This is a genomic window from Pseudomonas sp. Fl4BN1 (assembly GCF_009908285.1).
Taxonomy (GTDB): Bacteria; Pseudomonadota; Gammaproteobacteria; order Pseudomonadales; family Pseudomonadaceae; genus Aquipseudomonas.
In genome coordinates this window covers 51000-74117 of record NZ_JAAARM010000019.1, presented here as the reverse complement: position 1 = coordinate 74117, position 23118 = coordinate 51000, and the positions used below count along the sequence as shown (strand labels likewise).

Here is a 23118-nt window from a genome sequence, read left to right as displayed (position 1 = left end):
AGACACGAGGCACAGCATGCAAATCAAACTCGCCAATCCCCGTGGCTTCTGCGCCGGAGTGGACCGGGCGATCGAAATCGTCAATCGCGCCCTGGAAGTCTTCGGGCCGCCGATCTACGTGCGGCATGAAGTGGTGCACAACAAATTTGTCGTCGAAGACCTGCGTAGTCGTGGTGCGATCTTCGTCGAAGAACTGGACCAGGTGCCAGACGACGTCATTGTCATCTTCAGCGCCCATGGTGTTTCCCAGGCGGTGCGCAGTGAAGCCGCTGGCCGCGGCCTCAAGGTGTTCGATGCCACCTGCCCGCTGGTGACCAAGGTGCATATCGAAGTGGCGCGCTACAGCCGCGACGGTCGCGAATGCATCCTGATCGGCCACGCCGGCCATCCTGAAGTCGAAGGCACCATGGGCCAGTATGACGTCAGCAACGGCGGCGCCATCTACCTGGTGGAAGACGAAAAGGATGTTGCACAGTTGCAGGTGCACAACCCGGAGCGCCTGGCATTCGTGACCCAGACCACCTTGTCCATGGATGACACCAGTCGGGTGATCGATGCCTTGCGCACGCGTTTCCCAGCCATCGGCGGGCCACGCAAGGACGATATCTGCTACGCCACGCAAAACCGTCAGGATGCGGTCAAGCAACTGGCCGATGAGTGCGACGTGGTGCTGGTGGTGGGGAGTCCCAACAGTTCCAACTCCAATCGCCTGCGTGAATTGGCCGAGCGCATGGCCACTCCGGCCTATCTGATCGACGGTGCCGAAGACTTGCAGCGCAGTTGGTTCGACGGTGTCGAGCGCATTGGCATTACCGCCGGTGCTTCGGCCCCTGAAGTCCTGGTGCGCGGGGTGATCCAGCAACTGCAAGCCTGGGGCGCCACCGGCGCAGATGAACTGGCCGGTCGTGAAGAGAACATCACCTTCTCCATGCCCAAGGAACTGCGGGTCCGCTCCCTGCTTTGATCAGCCGGCTCCCGTGCACAGAGCCTGCTCGGCGGTTTCGCTGCGCAGGCTGATCCGCCCGCTGCGTGACAGCACTACCTGATGACGGCTGTACTCCTGCTCGGTCTGGCACACATGCAGGGTGCCGGCCTGGAAGGCTCCGCTGGGTAGCAGCGGGTTGCCCAAGGTGCTGAAACGCACGAAATGCTGGACCGGGCGATTGCCTACAATCAGCACCTGCCCACCGCTCTGCCGTTCGATCAGCAGCGGATTCTCCGGGTCACCCGGCCCTTTGCCACTGATATCCAGAATAATTCGCCAGCCCCGGCTCCAGTCGCCGTCGAGGCTGTGGATCAGTGCAGTGTGTTGGTACAGGATGGCCGCCGCCCGTGCATTGCGCATGCCGCTGGCAAGCATCTGCGCTGCGTCCAGTTCTCGGTTGGCCCGCAACAGCTCGCTGAAGGTCGTGCTGGAAAGTTGCAGCAACAGCGTCAGCAAGGCCAGTGTGGTCAGCAGTTCAATCAGGCTGAAGCCCTTTTCATGCATGATCTCTCCCTCCCTGGAAATGGTGGTTTCAGGCGATCCGTGCCTGCTCATCGAGCCAATGACCGAAGTGCCTATCTACGACTGATCGAGGCACTTGCCTGTTATAGCCGATGACGGTTCTAAGGCCGCTGGTGAACTTGCATACAAAGGGTTTCAACCTGCTGGAATTGCTTATGGCCCCCGGCTGTTGCTGCTGTGCTTTTAGGGCTGCTGGTGCCGACCTATTGCATAACCTTGCAATGCACCCGCGCAGACACCGAGGCCCATCAGTTGGGTCATGCCCTGGGTTAGGCGTACTTGGTTGTCGGCAGGGCGGGGGATTGTCATCGAGGAGAGTCTTTGGCGCAGGGAGCTGAAGGCGGGTGCGGGCAACAAGCCCGCAGCAATGTATTGCCGGTTGTTCCTGTCCTCAGTCAGGGGGCGACTCTGGCGCTAACCTCATGAATCGACAGCATCGACTTCAATCGCCTCGGCGGGCCGGTGGTTGGGTATGTGCTGAGCATTGTCTATGGACTCGATCAGCAGCGGCGGGTGATCAGTACCTGTCTCAATGGACGGTAGTAATAGCGGAGAGCGGCGGATGAACGAGTGGCATGCACAGGATGGCATGACCCTGATCGAGGTGCTGGTGGCGTTGTTGATTCTCGTAGTGGGGCTGCTTGGGGCGGCGGCGATCCAGATCAAGGCGTTGCAGTACACCGACAGCGCGCGGATGAGCACCCAGGCCAGCTTTATCGCCTATGACATGCTCGACCGCATCCGCGCCAACGCGGCAGCCGACTATACGCTGGCAGCACCTGCCGAAGGAGCCCCGGGCAATGTGCGCGATCAGGACTTGCATGACTTTGCCAGCAATGTCGCGAACTTCGGCGGCCCCAGTGCCAGGGGTAGCATCAGCGCGAGCCAGCAGGTTTATACCATCCATATCACCTGGGACGATTCCCGCGCCGAAGGTCGGGTGGACAGCCAGCGCAGCCTGGTGCTCAGCAGCCGGATAGCGCTGGGCCCGGGAGGCGTGCAATGAGCCGCAGAAATGCGGGCTACGGTTTGGTGGAAATGATGCTGGCGCTGGTCATGAGCCTGGTGCTGATACTGGGGGCGGCCCAGGTATTCATCTCGGCAAAGAACACCTATCTCAGTCAGAACGCTTCGGCCCACCTGCAGGAGGATGGGCGTTTTGTCCTGAGTAAGATGCTCCAGGAGATTCGCATGGTGGGTTTGTTTGGTTGCCTGCGCAGCATCAGCGACGCCACTGCTGCAAGCGAGTTCTCCCGCTATGCCGCAACGCCGATTCAGTGGGATGTCGCCGATCAACAACTGACCCTGATCACCGCCGATGTCGGTGACGAGGGCGTGACACCGACCTGGAGTGTGGTCACCGACTGTCAGCGCAGCGCCGTGGCCTACTCGGGCGCTCGTCGTGGCACTGGCGCAGAGCAGGTGTTTGCTCTGCGCCGACTCTTCTATAGCTTCAAGAATCATCAGTTGTTGCTGGGCAGCGGCCTAGGCAAGCAGCAGGCGGTGCTGCTGGATAATGTTGAAGCCTTTGAGGTCAGCTTCGGTATGGCCCGCTCTGCAACGGAGACTGCTGCCTCCAGCTACACCCGCAACCCGGGAAATCCCGCGCGCATTCGCAGCGTACGTCTGCGCCTGACCCTGGCCGACCCCTATGGCGCCGTGCGCCCACAGAGCTTCACGGTGGTTGCGGCATTACGCAACAGGTTGCCCTGATGCGGCGCATGTGCGACTTCAAACATAACCGGGAGCAAGGCATGGCGTTGCTGGTTAGCCTGGTATTCCTGTTGCTGCTGACAATGATCGGCATTTCATCGCTGCAGAACGCCACTTTGCAGGAAAAAATGGCCGCCAGCCTGAGCTTGCACAATCGCTCGTTCCAGGCAGCCGAAGCGGCGCTGCGGATCGGGGAAAGTGCCATCCGAGTGGAAGATTATCGCTTGCCAGTGTGTGCCGGCCCCGCTCGATGTGCGCCTCCCGCGGAGTCGACGGTGGTCAGTGCCGCAGGGGCGCGTGGGGCTTCTGGGGTGCTATGGATTGCCACCGACGATGGCTTCTATGGGGTGCAGAACCTCGGCGCCTCGCTGGATGCGGTCCACGTGCCGAGTACCATTTCAGCCACCTTGTATCGGGTGACGGCCATCGGACTGGCTGGTCAGTCACGCAGTGTGTTGGAGAGTATCTATGCCAAGTACTGAATGTTGGCCCGGCTGGCTGCGGAGCGGGCTCAAAGGTATGGGCGGGATGTTGTTCGGTATTGGTTTGGTGCTGCCGGTCCAGGCGTTCAATACCGCTCAACTGCGGACGGAGGCTTCTTGCACAAATGCCGGCAGCGGGAAATTGATCGAGCTGGCAGCGTTCAGCGGTAAGATGCTCGACGCTGCGGTGCTCGTCACCCATGGCGAAGGTGTTGTGGATGACCCGGGCACGCCCTCCAGCGGGGTCCGCTTCATTGGCAGCATGCCCAGCCTCGGCGGCGTTGCCAGTAATGGCGCACGCAAGATCAGCAGTGACTCCAGTGGCGGCCTCGGCGCCCTGGTGGAAAGGCCCGGCAGTGGCGGCCGGCGCATCCTTTGGCGACAAATCCAGTAAGCGAGATTCTTGACCATGCGCAGATCCAACCAAGGTTTTACCCTGATCGAAATCATGATCGTGATTGCGATCATCGGTCTGGTCCTTACCTTGAGCCTTCCCAGCATTACCGAGTACATGAAGAAGCCCCATCGCAGCGAAATCGCGGTGCTGCTCACCGAGCAGGCGCAGCAGCTAGAGCGCCATCACTCCAAGTCCGGGGTTTACAGTAATGCCCCCGACCTGAGTGCGGGCAACGAGTACTACAGCATCACTCCGACGCTGAGCGACACCGGCTTCTCGCTGATCGCGACGCCGAAAGTCGACGGCCTGATGGCGGCTGACAAATGTGGCAGCTTCAGCATCGACCAGGCCGGGGCCATCGGCATCAGCGGTCAGGCCGAAGGGCTGACGGCGAAGGATTGCTGGGGACGCTGAGTGGCTGTTTCGGGGCCTCGGAGCCCACTGTCTTTCTCATGATTGGATCGGACTATGGCTAAGCAACAGCAAGTGCTGGTGGTAGGCGGCGGGGTGATCGGCCTGCTCAGTGCATTCAACCTGGCTTCCCAGGGACAACAGGTACGGCTTGTGGAGCGTGCGGAGTTGGGGCGTGAGTCGTCCTGGGCTGGCGGCGGGATCGTTTCGCCACTTTATCCCTGGCGCTACAGTCCGGCGGTCACGGCCCTGGCCCATTGGTCCCAGGACTTTTATCCACAGTTGGCGGAGCAGTTGTTCAGGGTCACCGGGGTCGATCCGGAGGTGCATACCACAGGACTCTACTGGCTGGACCTGGAAGACCAGGCCCAGGCTCTGGAGTGGGCACAGCGTGAAGACCGGCCCTTGAGCACCGTGGATATCTCGGCGGTGCATGATGCGGTGCCCGCGCTGGGGGCGGGTTACCAGCAGGCGATCTATATGGCCAATGTGGCCAATGTGCGTAATCCGCGCCTGGTCAAATCCCTCAAGGCCGCCTTGCAGGCCCTGCCTAACGTGCAGATCGATGAGCAGTGCACGGTCAGCGGTTTTATCCGTGATGGTCAGCGGGTGGTGGGAGTGAACAGTTCGCTGGGTGAGATTCACGCTGATCAGGTGGTGCTCTGTGCTGGGGCCTGGAGTGGCGAACTGCTGGGCAGCCTGGGACTGGCGCTGCCCGTGGAGCCGGTCAAGGGGCAGATGATTCTGTACAAATGCGCCGCCGACTTCCTGTCCTGCATGGTCCTGGCCAAGGGGCGCTATGCGATTCCTCGGCGTGATGGACATATTCTGGTGGGCAGTACCCTGGAACACGAAGGCTTTGACAAGACTCCGACCGCTTCAGCCCTGGAAAGCCTCAAGGCCTCTGCGGTCGAGTTGATCCCCGCCCTGGCTGATGCAGAGGTGGTGGGGCACTGGGCCGGACTACGCCCGGGTTCTCCCGAGGGGATTCCCTACATTGGGCCGGTCCCCGGGTTTGCCGGTCTGTGGCTCAATTGCGGGCATTACCGCAACGGCCTGGTGCTGGCGCCGGCCTCTTGCCAGCTGTTCTGCGACCTGCTGCTGGGGCACCCGCCAATCATTGATCCAACGCCTTATGCTCCCGCAGGCAGGATCTAGTCCAGCCCGAGTTTTTTCATGCGATAGCGCATCGAACGAAACGACAGGCTCAGCCGTTGAGCCGCGGCGGTGCGGTTCCAGCGGGTCTCCTCCAGAGCCTGGAGCAGCAATTGGCGCTCCACCTGTTGCAGGTGCAGCGCCAGGTCGAGGTTCGGCGAGGCTGGCGCTGGGGCGTCATCGACGGTTTCGGCGGGCAAGTGCAAGTCGGCCAGTTCTATCCACAGCCCCTCGCAGAGGGTTTGTGCCCGCTCCAACAGGTTCTCCAGTTCACGCACGTTGCCGGGAAAGTTGTAGCGCTCCAAGGCTTGCAGTGCTTCGGGTCGCAATTGGGCGACCGGTACACCGCTGTCCCTGGCCAGGCGCTGGAGGATGTGTCGCGCCAGTGCCTGGATGTCGCCACGGCGTTCGCGCAGCGCGGGTACCGGCAGTTCTATAACGTTCAGGCGGTAATAGAGATCCAGGCGGAAACGTCCAGCCTCGACCTGGCTTTTCAAATTCTTGTGGGTGGCGCAGAGAATCCGTACGTCAACGGCTCTTTCCTGCTGGCTGCCCACCTGGCGCACGGACTTTTCCTGCAGTGCACGTAGCAGCTTTACCTGCATGGCCAGGGGCAGATCCGCAACTTCGTCGAGGAACAGCGTGCCTCCGTGAGCCGCCTGGAACAGCCCCGGCTGATCTGTCATGGCACCACTGAAACTGCCTTTGCAGTGACCGAAAAACTCACTTTCCATCAGTTCGGAAGGAATTGCGCCACAGTTGACCGGAATGAACGGTTGTTGGGCTCTGGGGCCAAGTTGATGGATCAGGCGGGCCGCTCGTTCCTTGCCGCTGCCGGATTCGCCGCTGATGTAGACCGATGCCAGGCTAAGGGCCAGTTTGTCGATGTGGCGGCGCAAGGTGTCCATGGGCGGCGAAGCCCCCAGCAATTGACCGTCGGGGTTGCTACCCGTGGAGGCTGCTGGTCGCTTCAATGTGTCGCCTACCAACTCTCGCAGGCGTGCTAGGTCGAGGGGTTTGTGCAGCAGATCGCAGGCTCCGGCCTGTAGGGCGCTGGCGGTAGTTTCCGCGTTTGTGCTGCTGCTTAGCACCGCCACAGGCAGTTGGGGATGAACCTGGCGGATATGCCGCAGCAACTCCAGCCCGCTGCCATCCGGTAGCTGCAGGTCAGTCAGGCACAGGTCGAAGCGATCCTGGGCCAGGCGGCCGCGGGCCTCCTGCAGGGTGCGGGCGCTTTGGGTGTGCAAGCGCATCCGGCCGAGGGTGATCTCCACAAGGGCGCGGACTTCCGTGGCCTCATCGACCACCAGCACCGTTTGCCGTGGGTTCATGGCGGCTGCAATTTCATCCGTGAGTGAAGGGCGGGCAATAGCGCTCGTCTTGCGGGCGCGTGTTGAAGTCTAGGCCTGGCAGGCTGGGTGCGCAGTGAACCGCGAGTCGGCGAATGCTTGAGTGCGGGCTTCGGGCACCGCTACTGGATTGCCGTGAGCCCCGGATATATGGGGCGGAAGAGGAGCGTGGCGCGGATGAGTTGGGGGGGGAGAATGCGTGGAGGACTTTGTCGCCAATTGTTCGGGCGATGCTGTCGGCTGGATATTTTTGTGGATATCCGTGGTCCACGGCAAAGATTGAAAGCCTAGGGGCTGCTTAGAAATCAGGGGGCAGCGAGCCGGTTCATGTGCTGACCAGGTCCGGAATGGTCTGTGTCAGAGCTTTTTTGCCCCTGAGTTACTCACTGCCGGCGGGCAGTAGCGAGCCCCTTGCGGTCAGCGATTCTGGCTGCCCGGCCCTTGTTCCAGGTGTGACTGGCTGCAATACCACTGTTGCGACAGGCTTAGCGCCCGCTCTTGAGGCAGGTGCACGCCGCAATGGGCGCAGCGCACCATGGGCATGCTGGCCGGCTCGCTCGGCGAGTTGGGTGGCGCAACGGGGCGTTTGAATTTGCGCCAGAACCATACCGCGGCAGCAATCAGAGCGATCCAGAACAGTAGACGAACCATGGTGACCAGCTTTGTAGGGAAAGAGCCGCAGTTTAGCCAAGCGGCTGCCGGGCGCACAGGCCCATAAAGCTTCGGGCATGAAAAAGGGAGACATGAAGTCTCCCTTTTTTACCTGCGGTCGCTATCAGTCGAACACACCGAAGGTCATGTAGCTGAACCAGGAGCGGTCGCTGTTGTTGCCAGCAGCTTCGTGATTTTCTTCTTCGATGGCATCACCGTTGCCATCTTTAGGCTTGAGCTCTGAAGGAATCGCATCCTTGGCATCCTGGTACTGCTTCATCACGTCCTGGTTGGCGCGGGTTTCTCCCGGCGGCAGCGGTGGACGGGATTCGATCATGCCCAGGGTGGCCTTGCTCAGCCATGAGCGGTTGTCGGCCTCGGCGACCCGCGGCACGAACTGACCGTCCACCAGGCTAGGATGGTTCGGGTAGTTGAGCTTCAGGGTTTCCAGGCTGGTGGCGGCCAGCTCGTCCAGATGCAGACGCTGGTAAGCCTCGGTCATCACGGCCAGGCCATCACCCACAGATGGGGTCTCCTGGAAGTTTTCCACTACGTAGCGACCGCGGTTGGCGGCGGCTACATAGGCCTGACGGGTCAGGTAGTAGTCGGCTACGTGGATTTCATAGGCCGCCAGCAGGTTGCGCAGGTAGATCATGCGCTGCTTTGCGTCCGGCGCGTAACGGCTGTTGGGGTAGCGGCTGGTGAGCTGGGCGAACTCGTTGTAGGAGTCGCGGGCAGCGCCCGGGTCACGCTTGGTCATGTCCAGCGGCAGGAAGCGCGCCAGCAGGCCAACGTCCTGATCGAACGAGGTCAGGCCCTTGAGGTAGTAGGCGTAGTCGACGTTCGGGTGCTGGGGGTGCAGGCGAATGAAGCGTTCGGCAGCGGACTTGGCGGCTTCCGGCTCGGCATTCTTGTAGTTGGCGTAGATCAGCTCGAGCTGTGCCTGATCGGCGTAGCGACCAAAGGGATAGCGCGATTCCAGGGCCTTGAGCTTGGCGGTGGCACTGGTATAGCTGTTGTTGTCCAGGTCGGTCTGCGCCTGCTGGTACAACTCGACTTCGCTCAGGTTTTCGTCAACGACTTCCTTCGATGAGCAAGCAGCGGTCAGTGCGAGGATGGCGATCAGCAGCAGGTGTTTCACTTGCATGGCGGCTTGCGTCCCTATGACGGCCGCTGTCTTGGGCGGGGCCGTCCTGTTATGATGAGCGCCCCGTTGAAAGCCTCGGGGCAAAAGACGCCGTATTTAACCACAAGCGCGCAGCCGAAACCAAAGGCTGTGCCGACGCCCAGTCCGAGCATGTCCGATAAAATTGAACTTCGCGCAGAGGTGCCGTCCGAACTGGGCGGTCAACGCCTCGATCAAGTCGCCGCACAACTATTCGCTGAGCACTCGCGCTCGCGCCTTTCCGCCTGGATCAAAGACGGCCGCCTGACTGTGGACGGAGCGGTAATTCGCCCTCGTGACATCGTGCATGGCGGTGCCGTTCTTGAGCTGACTGCCGAGCAGGAGGCCCAGGGCGAGTGGATCGCCCAGGACATCGAACTGGATATCGTCTATGAAGACGACGACATCCTGGTGATCAACAAGCCTGCGGGCCTGGTGGTGCACCCGGCTGCCGGCCACGCTGATGGCACCTTGCTCAATGCCCTGCTGCATCACATTCCCGACATCGTCAATGTGCCGCGGGCCGGTATCGTCCACCGTCTGGACAAGGACACCACCGGTCTGATGGTGGTGGCCAAGACCATTCAGGCGCAGACCCAGCTGGTAGCCCAGTTGCAGAGCCGCAGTGTCAGCCGCATCTATGAATGCATCGTGATCGGTGTGGTGACTGCGGGGGGCAAGATCAACGCCCCTATCGGTCGTCACGGCCAGCAGCGCCAGCGCATGGCGGTGATGGAAGGCGGTAAGCAGGCAGTCAGCCACTACCGGGTGCTGGAGCGCTTCCGTTCCCACACTCATGTACGGGTCAAGTTGGAAACCGGACGTACCCACCAGATTCGGGTACATATGGCCCACATCAACTTCCCGTTGGTCGGCGATCCGGCTTACGGCGGTCGCTTCCGCATTCCGCCGGCGGCCAACCCGACCATGGTCGAGTCGTTGAAGAGTTTCCCGCGTCAGGCGCTGCATGCGCGTTTCCTGGAGCTGGATCATCCGACCACCGGTATACGCATGAGCTGGGAGTCGCCGTTGCCGGACGACTTCGTCTGGCTGCTGTCGCTGCTCAAGCAGGACCGTGAGGCGTTCGTTGGATGAGTGACTGGCTGATTCCTGACTGGCCCGCGCCGGCTGGGGTCAAAGCCTGTGTCACCACTCGTGGGGGCGGCGTCAGCCTGACGCCGTTCGACAGCCTCAATCTGGGCGACCATGTTGAAGACCACCCTGAAGCGGTGGCTGAAAACCGCCGTCGCCTGACGGATCATTTCGGCGTTGCCCCGGCTTGGTTGCACCAGGTACACGGGATCGCTGTGGCCCATGCTGATCCCTCAGTGGTGGCTACCGCTGATGCCAGTTGGTCTGCCACCCCGGGAGTCGCTTGTGCGGTGATGACCGCCGATTGCCTGCCCGCCTTGTTCTGCAATCGAGCTGGAACCCGGGTCGCCGCAGCCCATGCGGGTTGGCGTGGCTTGGCGGCCGGCGTGCTGGAAGCTACCCTCGACAGCCTGGATGTACCTGCGGCCGAGGTTCTGGTGTGGTTGGGGCCGGCTATTGGCTCGCAGCGCTTTGAGGTTGGGGCTGAAGTGCGTGAAGTTTTCGTTGCCCAGTTGGCCGAAGCCGAGCAAGCCTTTGTACCCAGCGTGAATGCCGGACGCTTCATGGCCGATATCTACCTGCTGGCGCGCCTGCGTCTGGCGGCCCGGGGAGTCACCTCGGTCTATGGTGGTGGGTACTGTACAGTGACCGATCCACGCTTCTTTTCTTATCGGCGCAGCCCGCGTACCGGTCGTTTTGCCTCCCTGATCTGGCTTGAGCGTTAAACTGATCTGACCTGCGTCAAGTAACGGGTGCTTGAATCTCCCAGAATCGACCGCATCTAGAGATACATCTGGCAGGTTTCTCTATTTAGGTGTGTCCATCGCTCCGGCCTGCTCAAAAGGAAGGTGACTAATGCGTATAGACCGATTAACCAGCAAGTTACAGCTGGCCTTATCCGATTCTCAATCTCTGGCGGTTGGCCTCGATCATCCGGCCATTGAACCGGCGCACCTGATGCAGGCGCTGCTGGAACAGCAGGGTGGTTCGATCAAGCCGCTGCTGATGCAAGTAGGCTTTGACGTTAATAGCCTGCGCAAGGAACTGAGCAAAGAGCTCGACCAACTGCCGAAAATCCAGAACCCCACTGGCGACGTCAACATGTCCCAGGATCTGGCGCGCCTGCTCAACCAGGCCGACCGCCTGGCACAGCAGAAAGGTGACCAGTTCATCTCCAGCGAGCTGGTGCTGCTGGCCGCCATGGATGAAAACAGCAAGCTCGGCAAGTTGTTGCTGGGGCAGGGCGTGAGCAAGAAAGCCCTGGAAAACGCCATCAACAACCTGCGCGGCGGCGAGGCGGTGAATGACGCCAACGTCGAAGAGTCGCGCCAGGCCCTGGACAAGTACACCGTCGACCTGACCAAGCGCGCAGAAGATGGCAAGCTCGATCCGGTGATTGGTCGTGACGACGAAATTCGCCGGACCATCCAGGTGCTGCAACGCCGGACCAAGAACAACCCGGTGCTGATTGGCGAACCTGGCGTGGGTAAAACGGCCATCGCTGAAGGCCTGGCCCAGCGCATCATTAATGGTGAAGTGCCTGATGGCTTGAAGGGCAAGCGCCTGCTGTCCCTGGATATGGGCGCGCTGATCGCCGGTGCCAAGTACCGTGGCGAGTTCGAAGAACGCCTGAAATCCCTGCTCAACGAGCTGTCGAAGCAGGAAGGGCAGATCATTCTGTTCATCGACGAACTGCACACCATGGTCGGCGCCGGCAAGGGCGAAGGTTCGATGGATGCGGGCAATATGCTCAAGCCGGCCCTGGCCCGCGGTGAGTTGCATTGCGTCGGTGCGACCACGCTCAACGAGTACCGCCAATATATAGAGAAGGATGCAGCCCTTGAGCGGCGCTTCCAGAAGGTACTGGTGGACGAGCCGAGCGAGGAAGACACCATCGCTATCCTCCGAGGCCTGAAAGAACGCTACGAGGTGCACCACAAGGTGGCGATCACCGACGGCGCGATCATTGCCGCGGCCAAGCTCAGCCATCGTTACATCACCGATCGGCAACTGCCGGACAAGGCCATTGACCTGATCGACGAGGCTGCCAGCCGTATTCGCATGGAGATCGACTCCAAGCCGGAAGTGCTGGACCGTCTGGAGCGGCGCCTGATTCAACTGAAGGTCGAATCTCAGGCGCTGAAGAAAGAAGATGACGAAGCGGCGATCAAGCGTCTGGAGAAACTCCAGGAAGAGATCATCCGTTTAGAGCGTGAATACGCTGATCTCGAAGAGATCTGGACCTCGGAAAAAGCCGAAGTGCAGGGCTCCGCGCAGATCCAGCAGAAGATCGAACAGTCGCGTCAGGAGTTGGAGTCGGCGCGCCGCAAGGGCGATCTCAATCGCATGGCCGAGTTGCAGTACGGGGTAATCCCGGACCTGGAGCGCAGCCTGCAGATGGTTGACCAGCACGGTCATAGCGAAAACCAGCTGCTGCGCAGCAAGGTCACCGAAGAAGAGATTGCCGAAGTAGTGTCCAAGTGGACCGGCATCCCTGTGTCGAAAATGCTCGAAGGCGAGCGTGACAAGCTGCTGCAGATGGAAAGCCTGCTGCATCAACGGGTGATCGGCCAGAACGAAGCGGTGGTGGCAGTGGCCAACGCTGTACGGCGTTCACGTGCCGGGTTGTCGGACCCGAACCGGCCCAGCGGGTCGTTCATGTTCCTTGGCCCGACCGGCGTGGGTAAGACCGAGCTGTGCAAGGCCCTGGCGGAATTCCTCTTCGATACTGAGGAGGCCATGGTGCGGATCGACATGTCCGAGTTCATGGAGAAACACTCCGTGGCTCGTCTGATCGGCGCGCCGCCGGGCTATGTCGGTTATGAAGAGGGTGGCTACCTGACTGAGGCTGTGCGTCGCAAGCCGTACTCGGTGATTCTGCTGGACGAAGTCGAGAAGGCGCACCCGGATGTGTTCAACATCCTGCTGCAGGTACTGGAAGATGGCCGGCTGACGGACAGCCACGGGCGTACCGTGGACTTCCGCAACACCGTGATCGTCATGACCTCCAACCTGGGTTCGGTACAGATCCAGGAGCTGGTAGGGGATCGTGAGGCACAACGTGCAGCTGTGATGGATGCGGTGTCCACTCACTTCCGGCCGGAGTTCATCAACCGGGTGGATGAAGTGGTGATTTTCGAGCCGTTGGCACGGGATCAGATCGCCGGCATCACTCAGATCCAACTGGGCCGTTTGCGCAGCCGCCTGGCGGAGCGCGAACTGAGCCTGGAACTGAGCGACGAGGCTTTGGACAAGCTGATCTCCGTGGGTTACGACCCGGTGTATGGTGCGCGGCCGCTGAAGCGGGCAATCCAGCGCTGGATCGAGAACCCTCTGGCGCAGATGATCTTGTCTGGCAGCTTCCTGCCAGGTGCGACAGTTACCGCTTCGGTGCAGGACGACGAAATCGTCTTCATCTGATCGTCTGGCAGCGTGTTGATGAAGAGGCCTCGCACCGCGAGGCCTTTTTTTCACTAGGGTGTTGAACTGTAAGGAAAAGGCTTGTAAAGTGCGCCCCGCAGTCAGTCACCCCCGAGGTTTTTTCTGATAAGGAAGAAACCGACAATGAAGTCGCAAATCATTGTCTTAAAAGCAATTTAAGGGGTTGACAGGGTCGTTTAAGATTGTAAAATAGCGCGCCTCAGAGGGATGAACGTAGCGATACGGACAAGCCGAAGAGGATGGAAGCAATATGTTGTAACTTGAAATATGTAGTTCCGTGATAGCTCAGTCGGTAGAGCAAATGACTGTTAATCATTGGGTCCCAGGTTCGAGTCCTGGTCACGGAGCCAATTTCAAACCGGGGTATAGCGCAGTCCGGTAGCGCGCCTGCTTTGGGAGCAGGATGTCAGGAGTTCGAATCCCCTTACCCCGACCATTTTTGGGTCGTTAGCTCAGTTGGTAGAGCAGTTGGCTTTTAACCAATTGGTCGTAGGTTCGAATCCCACACGACCCACCATTTTTGAGACCAGCTCGCTGGAATCGAATCTTAAGAACAGAGGCCAAAAGCACTGTTCGAAGAAGGCGCCTTTCGAAGGTGCCTTTTTTTTACCGGGGTATAGCGCAGTCCGGTAGCGCGCCTGCTTTGGGAGCAGGATGTCAGGAGTTCGAATCCCCTTACCCCGACCATATTCACGAAGAAGGGCACCTCTCGAGGTGCCCTTTTTCGTTTGTCTGCGAAAAGTCCGATTGCTCGGGGCGATGCCGGATGCAGTTCAAGGCGCTGCATCCGCTGCTGTCACTGGGTGGATGGCTCCTCGCTGATCTGGTGTTGTTCCAGCAAGTGCTGTTCCAGGGTCTCGATCGCCTGTTTCACCTGCTCCACACATTCCGTCACGACGAGCAGGGACAGGTCCGGGCTCAAGCAGGCGTCTTCCAGTTGGCGGCAGCTTTCCACTAGTTGCTCGCCTTTCACCATCCGCGCTGCTCCCTTGATCCGGTGTGCCAATTCTGCAAGCTCTGCTGTTGACTGCTCCTGGAGCAGGGAGGTCAGGGTCTGCAAGTCTGTGCGGTTGTTGCTGAGTAATTCGCTCAATATGTGATTCAGCGTCGTTGGCTCGCTGCCCACCAGGGTATGCAGTGACTCGAGATCGAACACCTGTGGGGAGCGGGCACTGGTTTGCGCTGGTGGCGGGAGGTGTTCTCGATCGTCATCGTCAACCTGTCCCATGGATAGCAGGCGCTCCTCCAGTTCATCCAGGCTGATGGGTTTGACCAGGCAATCATTCATCCCGGCCTGGATGCAGCGTTCCACTTCCTCCGGCTGAGCGTCAGCGGTCAGGCCGATGATCATCATCGGTTCGCTGGCGTTGTCGCGCTCGTCCTGGCGAATCGCCCGGGCCAGTTCGGCGCCATTCATGATGGGCATGTGGCAGTCGGTGATGACCATGTCAAAATCCTGCTCGCGCCAGATGTTCAGCGCATCCAGGCCATTGCCTGCTTCTACTACGTCATGCCCGAGGAAGCACAGTTGCTGGTGCAGGACCTGACGGTTTACCGAGTGATCGTCAACCACCAGGATCTGCAAGCGGTACATGTGACGCTTCTTGACCTGCAGCGGACGCTCAACGGTAGCTATGCGCTCCAGCATCTGCAGGCGCAGTTCCACATCCACTCGGGTGCCGTGCCCCAGGGAACTGCTCATCGTCACCTCTCCGCCCATCATTTCGCACAAGGAGCGGCAGATCACCAGGCCCAGGCCGGTGCCTTCGATGTTTTGTACATTGCGCTCCACCTGGGCAAAAGGTTGGAACAGACGTTTCTGGCTGTTGGGCGAAATACCGATCCCTGAATCCTCGACACTGAGCTTGACCCGTAGCAACGAGCCTTCCAGCAAGTCGCCAGTAATGGTGATTCTGATGAAGCCGGCCTCGGTGAACTTGATGGCGTTGCTCACCAGGTTGGACAGGATCTGTTTGAAGCGCATTCCGTCTACTAGTACATCGCCGTTGATGCTGGAGTCGATTTCGAGGATCAGGCTCAGGCATTTCTGTCGGGCCAGCCCCTCGAACACTCGGGCCACGGACTCCACCAGCTCTCGCAGGTTGGCGCGTTTGGGCGAAAGGCTCAGGCGGCCGGACTCAATGCGGGCGATATCGAGAATGTCGCCGATCAACTCCAATAAACTTTTGGCCGAGCTGTAGGCTATCTCGATGCTGGAGGGTTCGATCTGATCGCTACCAGCACGCTTCAGCGCCAGTTCCAAAATACCGATGATCGCGTTCATGGGAGTGCGTATTTCATGGCTCATGGTGGCCAGGAAGGTGGTCTTGGCCCGGCTGGCCTCGTCAGCGAGATTCTTTGCTTCTTTCAACTCCTGGACCAGGTGGCGATGTTTGGTAATGTCCAGCCAACCGCAGATCACGCCCTTGTTGACACCGTTGGCGTCCTGGAATGGCTGGATCCAGTGTTCGATCCAGGCTTCCTTGCCCTGCAGCTGAACCGCGTACACCGAAGTAATGGTCTGGCCGTTGGTGATCGCTTGCAGGTAGTTCTGATGCAGGTCGGGTTCTGCTACGAAGTGCTCACTAGGCAGTTGCTGCACGGTCTTGTTCAGGACCTGTTTGGCATTCAGTCCGACACTCTGCAGATAGCTGCGGTTGCAGGACAGCATTTTGCCGTCGATGTCTCGAATATAGAGCGCCGGAGGCATGTTCTCGGCCAGGGTCTCGATAAAGCGCAATTGGTCATTGAGGGTTTTTTCGGCCTTGACCCGGCGCCGCAGATTGAAGACCCAGACCAGCAGGAGCAGGAGCAGCAGTGATGCCCCTGCGATAATTTCAGCGATCATCAGCGCGTAGTCGCGCCAGGTTTCGCTACTCATTCCCGGTGGTGAGCGCCAGTGGCTGGCAATTGCGTTCAGGTCGTCCGCCGGGAGACTGAGCAAGGCCTTGTCGAGGATGGATTGCAGCTCCGAGTCGCCTCGGCGCAGGGCAAAGTTGGCCGTTGCCTGGCTCGTGTGAATCAGGTCGGCGATGGCCAGGCGGTTCTGAAACAGGCGAACAATGTAGTAGCGCGAGGCTGGTAGTGAGACCACCGCTGCATCGGCGCTGCCGGCATAGACCCTGTTCATGGCATCCAGCGAGGCACCTGCTTCGATTACTTCGGTTTTCGGGTAGAGCTCGCGTACATGCTGCAGTGTCACGTGCCCGGTTGGAATAGCCAGGCGCTTGCCGATCAAGTCGCCTGCTGGTTGTGCTTTGCCCTCGCTGTCGGTCTGGGTTACGAGGACGAAGGGGCTTGTCAGAAAGGGACGGGTGAAGCGCAGGCTTTCCTCTCGTTTCGCGCTGGCGGTCATGATAGCCAGGTCCGCCTCTGATTTTTGCAAGGCCTCAATCTGTTCTGGGTACCCGCCATTACGGGCCGTCACCTGGAAACGCAGCCCGGTACGTTGCGCAATCACTTCCAACAGTTCGGCGGATACACCCGAGAACACGCCATTGGCGTCGAAGAAGGCAATGGGCGCCAGGTCATCGTTGATCACCAGGCGCACCACCGGATGCCGTGCGATCCAGCGTGACTCCTCTTGAGTCAGCGCGATGCGCTGATCTGATGGAATGAAACCGCTTCCCACCCAGCGGCGAGTCAGGTTGACGAGTTTTTCTTTGCCGATGGCGTCGATGCTTTGGTCGAGAATCCGTTGTAGGCGCTGATTGTCGCTCATCACCGCATAGCCGTAGCCGCCCTTCGAAAAGTCTGCGAAACGTTCAAATTTGAGAAAACCATAGTAGGAACGGTTAATTCGGAAGTAAGCGCTGAGTACGTCGTCCACGTAGATATCGGCATGACCAAAAGCCGCTGCGGCTATTGCCTCGTCATGGGTGGGGTAGATCAGAAGGTGTGCCTGAGGAAGCTGTGACTGCAACTCGGCGGCGTGTTCCTTGACGACGGATACTCGTAGTCCAGCGAGGCTGGAGGGAAGGTTGGGTAACTCACCGTTCCGTTTGAACAGGGCCAAGCGGCCCTCGGCGAACGGCCGGGAGAGTCTGATGGAGTCGGTAAGTTGTTTGGAGGTGTGGCTGCCCAGCAGGTCGATGTTGCCCGCCTGTAAGGCCTGCATGGCTTTTTCTCGGCTTGCAAAGGGCACGACCTTGATGCGAACCCCAAGCATCTGCCCAATCAGTGCACTGACATCGGCGGTAATACCCTCGTAGTGACTGTCGTTGTAGCTGACATTGAAGGGAGGTGACTCTGTGGCGACAGCGCCGATTTTCAGTTCCGACTTGTGGCGCAGCCAGGACCAGTCTTCATCCTTGAGTGCGAGATCGTGGTGATCGAGACGGACCATGCTGTACAGCGTGTCGGGCATGGTCAGTGTCTGGGCCTTAGCCGGTTGGGCGCCCATTATCGCCAAGCAGATAAAAAGCCAGATAAGTCGTGAATGCATGATCGCTTCAGAAAGTAGGGAGCAGGATGACGTGACCAACGAGTAGAAACGTAATGATTGTTGGAAGGACGGTACAGGAACATGGGCTATGGGTCGTCATCTTGATCTGTGGGTCAAGCCGTTTCCATGAGGGGCTAGCGCATGCAATAGGCGATGAAATGGCTTTCCGGCATCGGGCGTGCAAACAGAAAACCCTGGGCGACGCTGCATCCGAGTTCCAGTAGGCGTTCCTGCTGTTTGCGGGTTTCCACTCCCTCGATAATCAGTGACATGCCCAGGGAGCGGGCCAGGGCCACGGTGTAGCCAATCACCGCGCAGCTTCTGGATTGATGCCCCATCTTGCGTACGAAGCTGCCATCGAGCTTGATCTGGCTGAAGGGCAGCTCACACAAACGATCGAGGGAGGAGTAGCCGGCACCGAAGTCGTCCATGGCCAAGCCGCAGCCCATTACACGCAGGCGCACGAGGTTTTCCAGGCTGCTGGCGGGAGCGCTGATCAAGCTGGTTTCGGTGATTTCGAAGGTGATGCTGCTGGACGGAACCTGAAACAACGTAAGAAATGAAGTAATGGATTCGGTCAGGGTCTGGGAGGCCAGTTGCGATGGGTGCAGGTTGAACGAAAAACCCAGGGGAATGCCTTTCTGCGCCAGTCTGCGACGCAGAGCCAGGCCCTGATCAAACAACTGCCAGAATAATCGGTCCAGCAGATTGTGGTGTTCCATGATGTACAGGAAGTGCGACGGTGGCAGTACTCCCAACTCTGGGTGATTCCATCGGGCCAGTGCTTCTACGCCCAGCAGCGAGGCGCTGTCGAGGGCTACCTTGGGTTGGTAGTAGGGGCTGAATTCACCGTTATCCAGGCCGCGAACCACATCCGTCAGTGTTGGCAGTTCGGATGTCTTCAGAGGGCTGATCAAGTCATGACGCAGGGCTCGATAGCGGGTCAGCAAGCTGGTGAGGCGTTCCAGATCGAAGGGCTTGCCCAAGTCTCCAAGGAAGTTAAGGCCCAGGCGCTTGATCATCGAAATGGCGGTTTGCCGCAGGATCGGATCTATCTGACTGCACAGGATCACCGAGTGAAGCTTGCCACTTTGGCTGGCGTGGCGCAGGAATGCCAAACCGTCCATTCCGGGCATCTTCAAGTCACAAATGGCAATTTCCATCCTCTCGCAGTTCTCCAGCAACGCAAGTGCTTCGCTACCGCTGGCGGCCTCATGCACCCTTCCCGGCATTACTTTCTTCAATGCGGCGATGGTGACCAGGCGTTGCAGAGGTTCATCTTCCAGAACCAGAACGTTCAAGTCTTGCATTGCAGGCTCGCGTAATTATTTGCCGGCCATCTTACTTAAGCCTTTTGAGCTGATGCCATTAGGCGAATCCCTATGCGGTGTAGGAATTTTCCTAGCGAAAAATCAGACCGTCTGATTCGTTAAACAGAAGTCATTAACCTCTTGTGTCCTAAGATATTTGCCCGGAGTCTGACTTTCTTGGGAGCGATCCGGCTGTTGGAATTTTAAAATTCCATTCAGGCCGGCTGCAGGGAGGCGAGTTGAAGTGACAGCATCATCGTATCCTGTACGTGGCGCCCGCGAAGTCAGAACTTTATGTGAATACGAAAGTTGCACTTGATTGAGATGCAATAACGTATATTTTTCGAGCGCTCATGGCTGACTGAAGGCCAAGTTTTTAAGGTGAAATGACAATATGCACAGCGTATTGATAGTTGATGATCATCCTGTTGTTCGACTTGCTGTTAAGGTCCTGTTGGAAAAAAACGACATACATGTGGTGGCCGAAACGGACAATGGACTGGATGCGTTGGAACTGGTTCGCGAGCACATGCCGAATGTGGTGATTCTGGATATTGGCATTCCCAAGCTGGATGGTCTCAAGGTGCTTTCACGCATCAAGGCGCTGGCCTTGCCCACCGAAGTACTAGTGCTCACCTCGCAGTCCGTTGAAAGCTTCTGCAGGCGCTGCATTCAGTTGGGCGCGCGGGGCTTTGTCAACAAGGAGGAAGGTCTGAGTAATTTGGTGGTGGCCTTGAATGCCGTGTTGGCGGGTTACACGTTTTACCCATCTTTGGCGCTGGATGCTTCCGTTCCGGCCGCGGAACAGCAGTCCGAGGCTGAGCAGATCGGCTTGCTGACCGATCGGGAAATGATCGTGCTGCAATACTTGGCTCAGGGGCATTCGAACAAGGCCATTGGTGAAAAACTGTTTCTGAGCAACAAAACAGTCAGTACCTACAAAACCCGTCTGTTGCAGAAATTGGGCTTGGGTTCACAAGTAGGCCTGGCGGAATTTGCCAAGCGTAACGCGTTGATTCCTTGAGGCTGGTACTGCTGAATAGTTGCTTAAGAGGGGAGCGGTGCTCTGTGCCTGTTTTTCTATTTGATAATGGGTGATACACCAATCTTGCTGTTTGTGAGCAACTAAATAAGTGACAGGTCAGGTGCCTGGCAGTTTTCGAGTTGTCTGGTTTTTTGGACTTCAGGGCCCATCATGGGTGGGTCTCTGAAGGGGCTTGATCATTAAGATTTTTCTTGTTGATGTTGTGGTCGAATTAATGGTTTTTTGAAGTTTCTGATGTGGCTCTTGCTTGGTTCCTAAAATGTAATGGAACGTGCTTCGGAGGTTTTCTACGTAAATGTCTGGCCTGTATTTTTTGTATATTATTTGTTTGTAGTTTAAGTCGGTTTTGGCATGATGTAAGTAGAGGTAAATATATAAGTCGTGCTCGGTGGCTTGAATATTCCCAGTAGACGTTGCTGCCATAATAATTGCTCGTGGCGGCATCTACGCTTATGGGCGGCGGCAGGTCATGGGAGCGAAAAAACAAACTCAATGGTTAAAGCTGTCGCTTCAATGTTTGGTTTCCTGGAGTTGTAAGATCCAGATAGTAGATGTTGACTCTATTTAAGCCTGTGCTCTAGAAATGGTGGAAAGCCTACTCGAAGGGAGTTGCCCATCGAGTTGGGCGGTTTTTATTTTTCAGCGCTGAAGACCGCTATTCTCACCTGGATCTTTTGCGGCTAGCCCGGGATAGGGCTCAAGGCGCCAGTCTGGCGATTGCCAGTGGTTACTGCAGGTTGCTCACGTTGGGTACCACTTCGCCGCCCTATTAGCTGTCCAACGGTAGCAGTTTTCTGTATTTCACGGCCTGCTTGGGCAACACTGTTCCCGCGAAAAGCTATGGCGAATCGCTAGCAGCGGTAGTCGTTTCGGGCTCGATGTTATTGCCAACTTCACTCTGGCTTGTCCGCAAGTTCCGGTGCAGATGAGGCTGCAGAGGACCATCGACACTAATGTGTGGTCCAGATGCTCGGAGCAATTGCCGATGTTGCCCGTGCGGTACGTCTTGAACGTCAAGTATCAGGCTGTCTACATGCGCTAGCCCCAACAAGTAACGGTTTTTACGGTGGTCATTCGGTGCGTTTTCTGCAGTTTGTGAAAGGGGGAGAGTGCTCGACTCCTGATCATTTCCAGGCATCATCCAGGATATTGGCATTCAAATTAAGGACGCTGGTAGTGAGGCGATCTTTAGCGATTTTCCTACTACTGGAAGTGAAGTATTCGCCTCTGGCATAGAGCTGGTTACTTGTTGGCGCTTATCGGTGGTGGTCCTTTGCTTGGTTCGAGAAAGCATCACGCGACTATCAGGTTCAGGACTTGTCATTGCAGATGGATGAGTGTTCTTAAGCTTGCAAGGAAGTTTGCCTCTTGGCTCCGTCGAGCGTATGGGTAACCACACACTTTGTGGCCTGTCGCGGGTTTGGCTGGAGCAACTGAAGAGTCTGGATTTCAAGGGCTAGCAGAACCTTGACCTGAGTCTGCTCTCTAAGGCCAACTTCACTTTGGCCGGCCAGTACCTTCTAGCGGTTCATGTCAACCGTGACCCGCTCGCATAAAAGGCCGGCACGGTCCGCTGCAAACTCGCAGCCGGCCAATCTTGGAAATGTGGATGAACGCCCTTTCGCCAGCAACGAGCTCTCCGGGGGAGCAGTGGCTGGTCTTGGGGTGAAGGACTATTCGTGAGTGGCCCAGGGAGGCTTCGCCGGAGTATTCGACCCACAGGCACGATGACGAGCTTCAACCAAAAATGTTGTGCTGCGGTCCATAAGGCAGCCGAGTGATGTTCTCCGCGCCCAGTTGATTGACGATCAGGATGTCGTGCTCGCGATATCCTCCGGCGCCGGGCATGCCCTCGGGCAACCTGATCATCGGCTCCATGGATACCACCATGTTTGGTTCCAATATGGTGTCTACGTCTTCGCGAAACTCCAGCCCGGTCTCGCGCCCGTAATAGTGGTTGAGAATACCGAATGAGTGGCCATAGCCGAACGTGCGGTATTGCAGCAGGTCGTGCTCCAGGTAGATCTCGTTCAACTGCCGGGCGATGTCACTGCAGCGGGCCCCGGGCCTGATCAACTGCAAGCCTGCCTCATGCACCTGGACGTTGATTTCCCATAGCCGTAGATGGGCCTCGGGGCAATGCCCAAGGAACAGTGTGCGCTCCAGCGCGGTGTAATAGCCGGATATCATCGGGAAGCAGTTGAGGCTGAGAATTTCTCCTGGGCTGACCCGTCGCGAAGTCACCGGATTATGGGCGCCATCGGTGTTGATCCCTGATTGAAACCAGGTCCAAGTGTCCATTAACTCGGCGGCGGGAAAGCTTCTGGCGATCTCTCTCACCATTGCCTGGCTGGCGTGCAGTGCCACTTCGTACTCCGGTACTTGATCCTGCAATGCTTCGATGGCGGCGGCTCCGCCAATATCGGCGATGCGTGCGCCGTGGCGGATCAGCGTCTGTTCCTCGGCGGATTTGAGCATGCGCATGCTCATGCAGGGCGCGGCGATGTCCAGCAATTGTGCCTGGGGATAGAGTTCGGTGAAGGCCAGGTGATTGGGCAGGGTCAGTTGATCAAACTCCAGCCCCAGCCGTGCAACCCGGGGCAGGGCTTGCTTGACCGCAATGAAGAAGTTGCCACGTTGCCAGTCGGTGTAGACCACCTGCGCGTCACAGACCGCCCGGCGTCCAGGCTGGCCGCCGTCGATATTGGCGCTGATCAGCACCGTACCTGCCTGGGTCACTGCCAGAGCGTACTGGCGGCCAAAGGAGCAGTACAGGAAGTCGGCGTAGTAGTTGATGTTGTGATACGAGGTGAACAGCACCGCGTCGATTTCATGCTGTGTCATGTAGGCACGCAAGCTGTTCAGGCGTCGGGCATATTCTTTCGTCGAGAAGGTTGAAGGGGATTTTTCACCGTTGCGGATCTGAAGGGTCTGGGGCATCTGCATGGCACGGGTC

Annotated in this window: 18 protein-coding genes and 4 tRNA genes; 15 read left to right on the top strand and 7 right to left on the bottom strand. The window is 58.4% G+C overall.

Annotation, left to right across the window (positions count from 1 at the left end; genetic code table 11):
• Positions 1 to 16: 16 nt before the first annotated feature.
• Positions 17 to 964, top strand: a complete 948-nt coding sequence (ispH, locus tag GV818_RS21085; protein ID WP_161759306.1) for a 4-hydroxy-3-methylbut-2-enyl diphosphate reductase — start codon at positions 17 to 19, stop codon at positions 962 to 964.
• On the opposite strand, the gene GV818_RS21080 is transcribed toward ispH, so the two are convergent.
• Positions 965 to 1489 (bottom strand): GspH/FimT family protein, encoded by a 525-nt coding sequence (locus GV818_RS21080; RefSeq protein ID WP_161759305.1) that lies wholly within the window; start codon positions 1487 to 1489, stop codon positions 965 to 967.
• Positions 1490 to 2069: 580 nt separating this feature from the next.
• On the opposite strand from GV818_RS21080, the gene pilV reads away from it, so the two are divergent.
• Genes pilV through thiO form a run of 6 tightly spaced genes read left to right on the top strand, consistent with a single transcriptional unit; the run spans position 2070 to position 5668 of the window.
• Positions 2070 to 2513, top strand: coding sequence for a type IV pilus modification protein PilV (pilV, locus tag GV818_RS21075; protein WP_161777407.1), 444 nt, complete (start codon positions 2070 to 2072; stop codon positions 2511 to 2513).
• Positions 2510 to 3220: a PilW family protein gene (locus GV818_RS21070; RefSeq protein WP_161777406.1), complete on the top strand. Its 711-nt coding sequence runs from the start codon at positions 2510 to 2512 to the stop codon at positions 3218 to 3220. The genes pilV and GV818_RS21070 overlap by 4 nt, the downstream gene beginning before the upstream one ends.
• A 41-nt stretch (positions 3221 to 3261) precedes the next feature.
• Entirely contained in the window at positions 3262 to 3702 is a 441-nt protein-coding gene (locus GV818_RS21065) for a pilus assembly PilX family protein (protein ID WP_161777405.1), read from the top strand.
• 46 nt (positions 3703 to 3748) lie between these two features.
• Positions 3749 to 4096 (top strand): hypothetical protein, encoded by a 348-nt coding sequence (locus GV818_RS21060; protein ID WP_256679504.1) that lies wholly within the window; start codon positions 3749 to 3751, stop codon positions 4094 to 4096.
• A 15-nt stretch (positions 4097 to 4111) separates the two neighbouring features.
• Complete coding sequence (locus GV818_RS21055) at positions 4112 to 4513, top strand: type IV pilin protein (RefSeq protein WP_161759301.1); 402 nt, start codon at positions 4112 to 4114, stop codon at positions 4511 to 4513.
• Positions 4514 to 4567: 54 nt separating this feature from the next.
• Positions 4568 to 5668, top strand: coding sequence for a glycine oxidase ThiO (gene thiO, locus GV818_RS21050; protein WP_161777404.1), 1101 nt, complete (start codon positions 4568 to 4570; stop codon positions 5666 to 5668).
• Here thiO and GV818_RS21045 read toward each other — a convergent pair.
• The 3 genes from GV818_RS21045 to GV818_RS21035 all read right to left on the bottom strand — a co-directional run bounded on the left by GV818_RS21045 (position 5665) and on the right by GV818_RS21035 (position 8812).
• Entirely contained in the window at positions 5665 to 6996 is a 1332-nt protein-coding gene (locus GV818_RS21045) for a sigma-54-dependent transcriptional regulator (protein WP_161777403.1), read from the bottom strand. The genes thiO and GV818_RS21045 overlap by 4 nt on opposite strands.
• 435 nt (positions 6997 to 7431) lie before the next feature.
• Positions 7432 to 7665, bottom strand: coding sequence for a PP0621 family protein (locus GV818_RS21040; protein WP_161759298.1), 234 nt, complete (start codon positions 7663 to 7665; stop codon positions 7432 to 7434).
• 124 nt (positions 7666 to 7789) lie between these two features.
• Positions 7790 to 8812 carry an outer membrane protein assembly factor BamD gene (locus GV818_RS21035; RefSeq protein ID WP_161759297.1) on the bottom strand — a complete coding sequence of 341 codons (1023 nt, stop codon included), beginning with the start codon at positions 8810 to 8812 and terminating at the stop codon, positions 7790 to 7792.
• Between the two features lie 150 nt (positions 8813 to 8962).
• On the opposite strand from GV818_RS21035, the gene rluD reads away from it, so the two are divergent.
• The 7 genes from rluD (at position 8963) to GV818_RS21000 (ending at position 14050) form a co-directional block, all read left to right on the top strand.
• Positions 8963 to 9925, top strand: coding sequence for a 23S rRNA pseudouridine(1911/1915/1917) synthase RluD (rluD, locus tag GV818_RS21030; protein ID WP_161759296.1), 963 nt, complete (start codon positions 8963 to 8965; stop codon positions 9923 to 9925).
• Positions 9922 to 10647, top strand: coding sequence for a peptidoglycan editing factor PgeF (pgeF, locus tag GV818_RS21025; RefSeq protein ID WP_161759295.1), 726 nt, complete (start codon positions 9922 to 9924; stop codon positions 10645 to 10647). Before rluD ends, pgeF begins: the two co-directional genes overlap by 4 nt.
• Before the next feature lie 130 nt (positions 10648 to 10777).
• Positions 10778 to 13342 (top strand): ATP-dependent chaperone ClpB, encoded by a 2565-nt coding sequence (gene clpB / locus GV818_RS21020; protein ID WP_161759294.1) that lies wholly within the window; start codon positions 10778 to 10780, stop codon positions 13340 to 13342.
• 295 nt (positions 13343 to 13637) lie between these two features.
• Positions 13638 to 13713 (top strand) — tRNA-Asn (locus GV818_RS21015).
• Between the two features lie 9 nt (positions 13714 to 13722).
• Positions 13723 to 13799, top strand: a tRNA-Pro gene (locus GV818_RS21010).
• Positions 13800 to 13804: 5 nt separating this feature from the next.
• A tRNA-Lys gene (locus tag GV818_RS21005) sits at positions 13805 to 13880 on the top strand.
• Positions 13881 to 13973: 93 nt separating this feature from the next.
• Positions 13974 to 14050 (top strand) — tRNA-Pro (locus tag GV818_RS21000).
• A gap of 109 nt (positions 14051 to 14159) precedes the next feature.
• Here GV818_RS21000 and GV818_RS20995 read toward each other — a convergent pair.
• Complete coding sequence (locus tag GV818_RS20995) at positions 14160 to 17807, bottom strand: transporter substrate-binding domain-containing protein (RefSeq protein WP_161777402.1); 3648 nt, start codon at positions 17805 to 17807, stop codon at positions 14160 to 14162.
• A gap of 134 nt (positions 17808 to 17941) precedes the next feature.
• Positions 17942 to 19117 (bottom strand): EAL domain-containing response regulator, encoded by a 1176-nt coding sequence (locus GV818_RS20990; protein WP_161777401.1) that lies wholly within the window; start codon positions 19115 to 19117, stop codon positions 17942 to 17944.
• A gap of 394 nt (positions 19118 to 19511) precedes the next feature.
• Here GV818_RS20990 and GV818_RS20985 point away from each other — a divergent pair, with 394 nt between their 5' ends.
• Entirely contained in the window at positions 19512 to 20141 is a 630-nt protein-coding gene (locus GV818_RS20985; protein WP_161759291.1) for a response regulator transcription factor, read from the top strand.
• Positions 20142 to 21899: 1758 nt separating this feature from the next.
• Here the strand turns inward: GV818_RS20985 and GV818_RS20980 are convergent.
• Positions 21900 to 23108, bottom strand: a complete 1209-nt coding sequence (locus tag GV818_RS20980) for a M24 family metallopeptidase (RefSeq protein WP_161759290.1) — start codon at positions 23106 to 23108, stop codon at positions 21900 to 21902.
• Between the last annotated feature and the right edge of the window lie 10 nt (positions 23109 to 23118).

Coding starts and splice junctions, on each gene's coding strand:
- ispH (WP_161759306.1), top strand. CDS start 17: ATGCAAATCAAACTCGCCAATCCCCGTGGCTTCTGCGCCGGAGTGGAC.
- GV818_RS21080 (WP_161759305.1), bottom strand. CDS start 1,489: ATGCATGAAAAGGGCTTCAGCCTGATTGAACTGCTGACCACACTGGCC.
- pilV (WP_161777407.1), top strand. CDS start 2,070: ATGAACGAGTGGCATGCACAGGATGGCATGACCCTGATCGAGGTGCTG.
- GV818_RS21070 (WP_161777406.1), top strand. CDS start 2,510: ATGAGCCGCAGAAATGCGGGCTACGGTTTGGTGGAAATGATGCTGGCG.
- GV818_RS21065 (WP_161777405.1), top strand. CDS start 3,262: ATGGCGTTGCTGGTTAGCCTGGTATTCCTGTTGCTGCTGACAATGATC.
- GV818_RS21060 (WP_256679504.1), top strand. CDS start 3,749: ATGTTGTTCGGTATTGGTTTGGTGCTGCCGGTCCAGGCGTTCAATACC.
- GV818_RS21055 (WP_161759301.1), top strand. CDS start 4,112: ATGCGCAGATCCAACCAAGGTTTTACCCTGATCGAAATCATGATCGTG.
- thiO (WP_161777404.1), top strand. CDS start 4,568: ATGGCTAAGCAACAGCAAGTGCTGGTGGTAGGCGGCGGGGTGATCGGC.
- GV818_RS21045 (WP_161777403.1), bottom strand. CDS start 6,996: ATGAACCCACGGCAAACGGTGCTGGTGGTCGATGAGGCCACGGAAGTC.
- GV818_RS21040 (WP_161759298.1), bottom strand. CDS start 7,665: ATGGTTCGTCTACTGTTCTGGATCGCTCTGATTGCTGCCGCGGTATGG.
- GV818_RS21035 (WP_161759297.1), bottom strand. CDS start 8,812: ATGCAAGTGAAACACCTGCTGCTGATCGCCATCCTCGCACTGACCGCT.
- rluD (WP_161759296.1), top strand. CDS start 8,963: ATGTCCGATAAAATTGAACTTCGCGCAGAGGTGCCGTCCGAACTGGGC.
- pgeF (WP_161759295.1), top strand. CDS start 9,922: ATGAGTGACTGGCTGATTCCTGACTGGCCCGCGCCGGCTGGGGTCAAA.
- clpB (WP_161759294.1), top strand. CDS start 10,778: ATGCGTATAGACCGATTAACCAGCAAGTTACAGCTGGCCTTATCCGAT.
- GV818_RS20995 (WP_161777402.1), bottom strand. CDS start 17,807: ATGCATTCACGACTTATCTGGCTTTTTATCTGCTTGGCGATAATGGGC.
- GV818_RS20990 (WP_161777401.1), bottom strand. CDS start 19,117: ATGCAAGACTTGAACGTTCTGGTTCTGGAAGATGAACCTCTGCAACGC.
- GV818_RS20985 (WP_161759291.1), top strand. CDS start 19,512: ATGCACAGCGTATTGATAGTTGATGATCATCCTGTTGTTCGACTTGCT.
- GV818_RS20980 (WP_161759290.1), bottom strand. CDS start 23,108: ATGCAGATGCCCCAGACCCTTCAGATCCGCAACGGTGAAAAATCCCCT.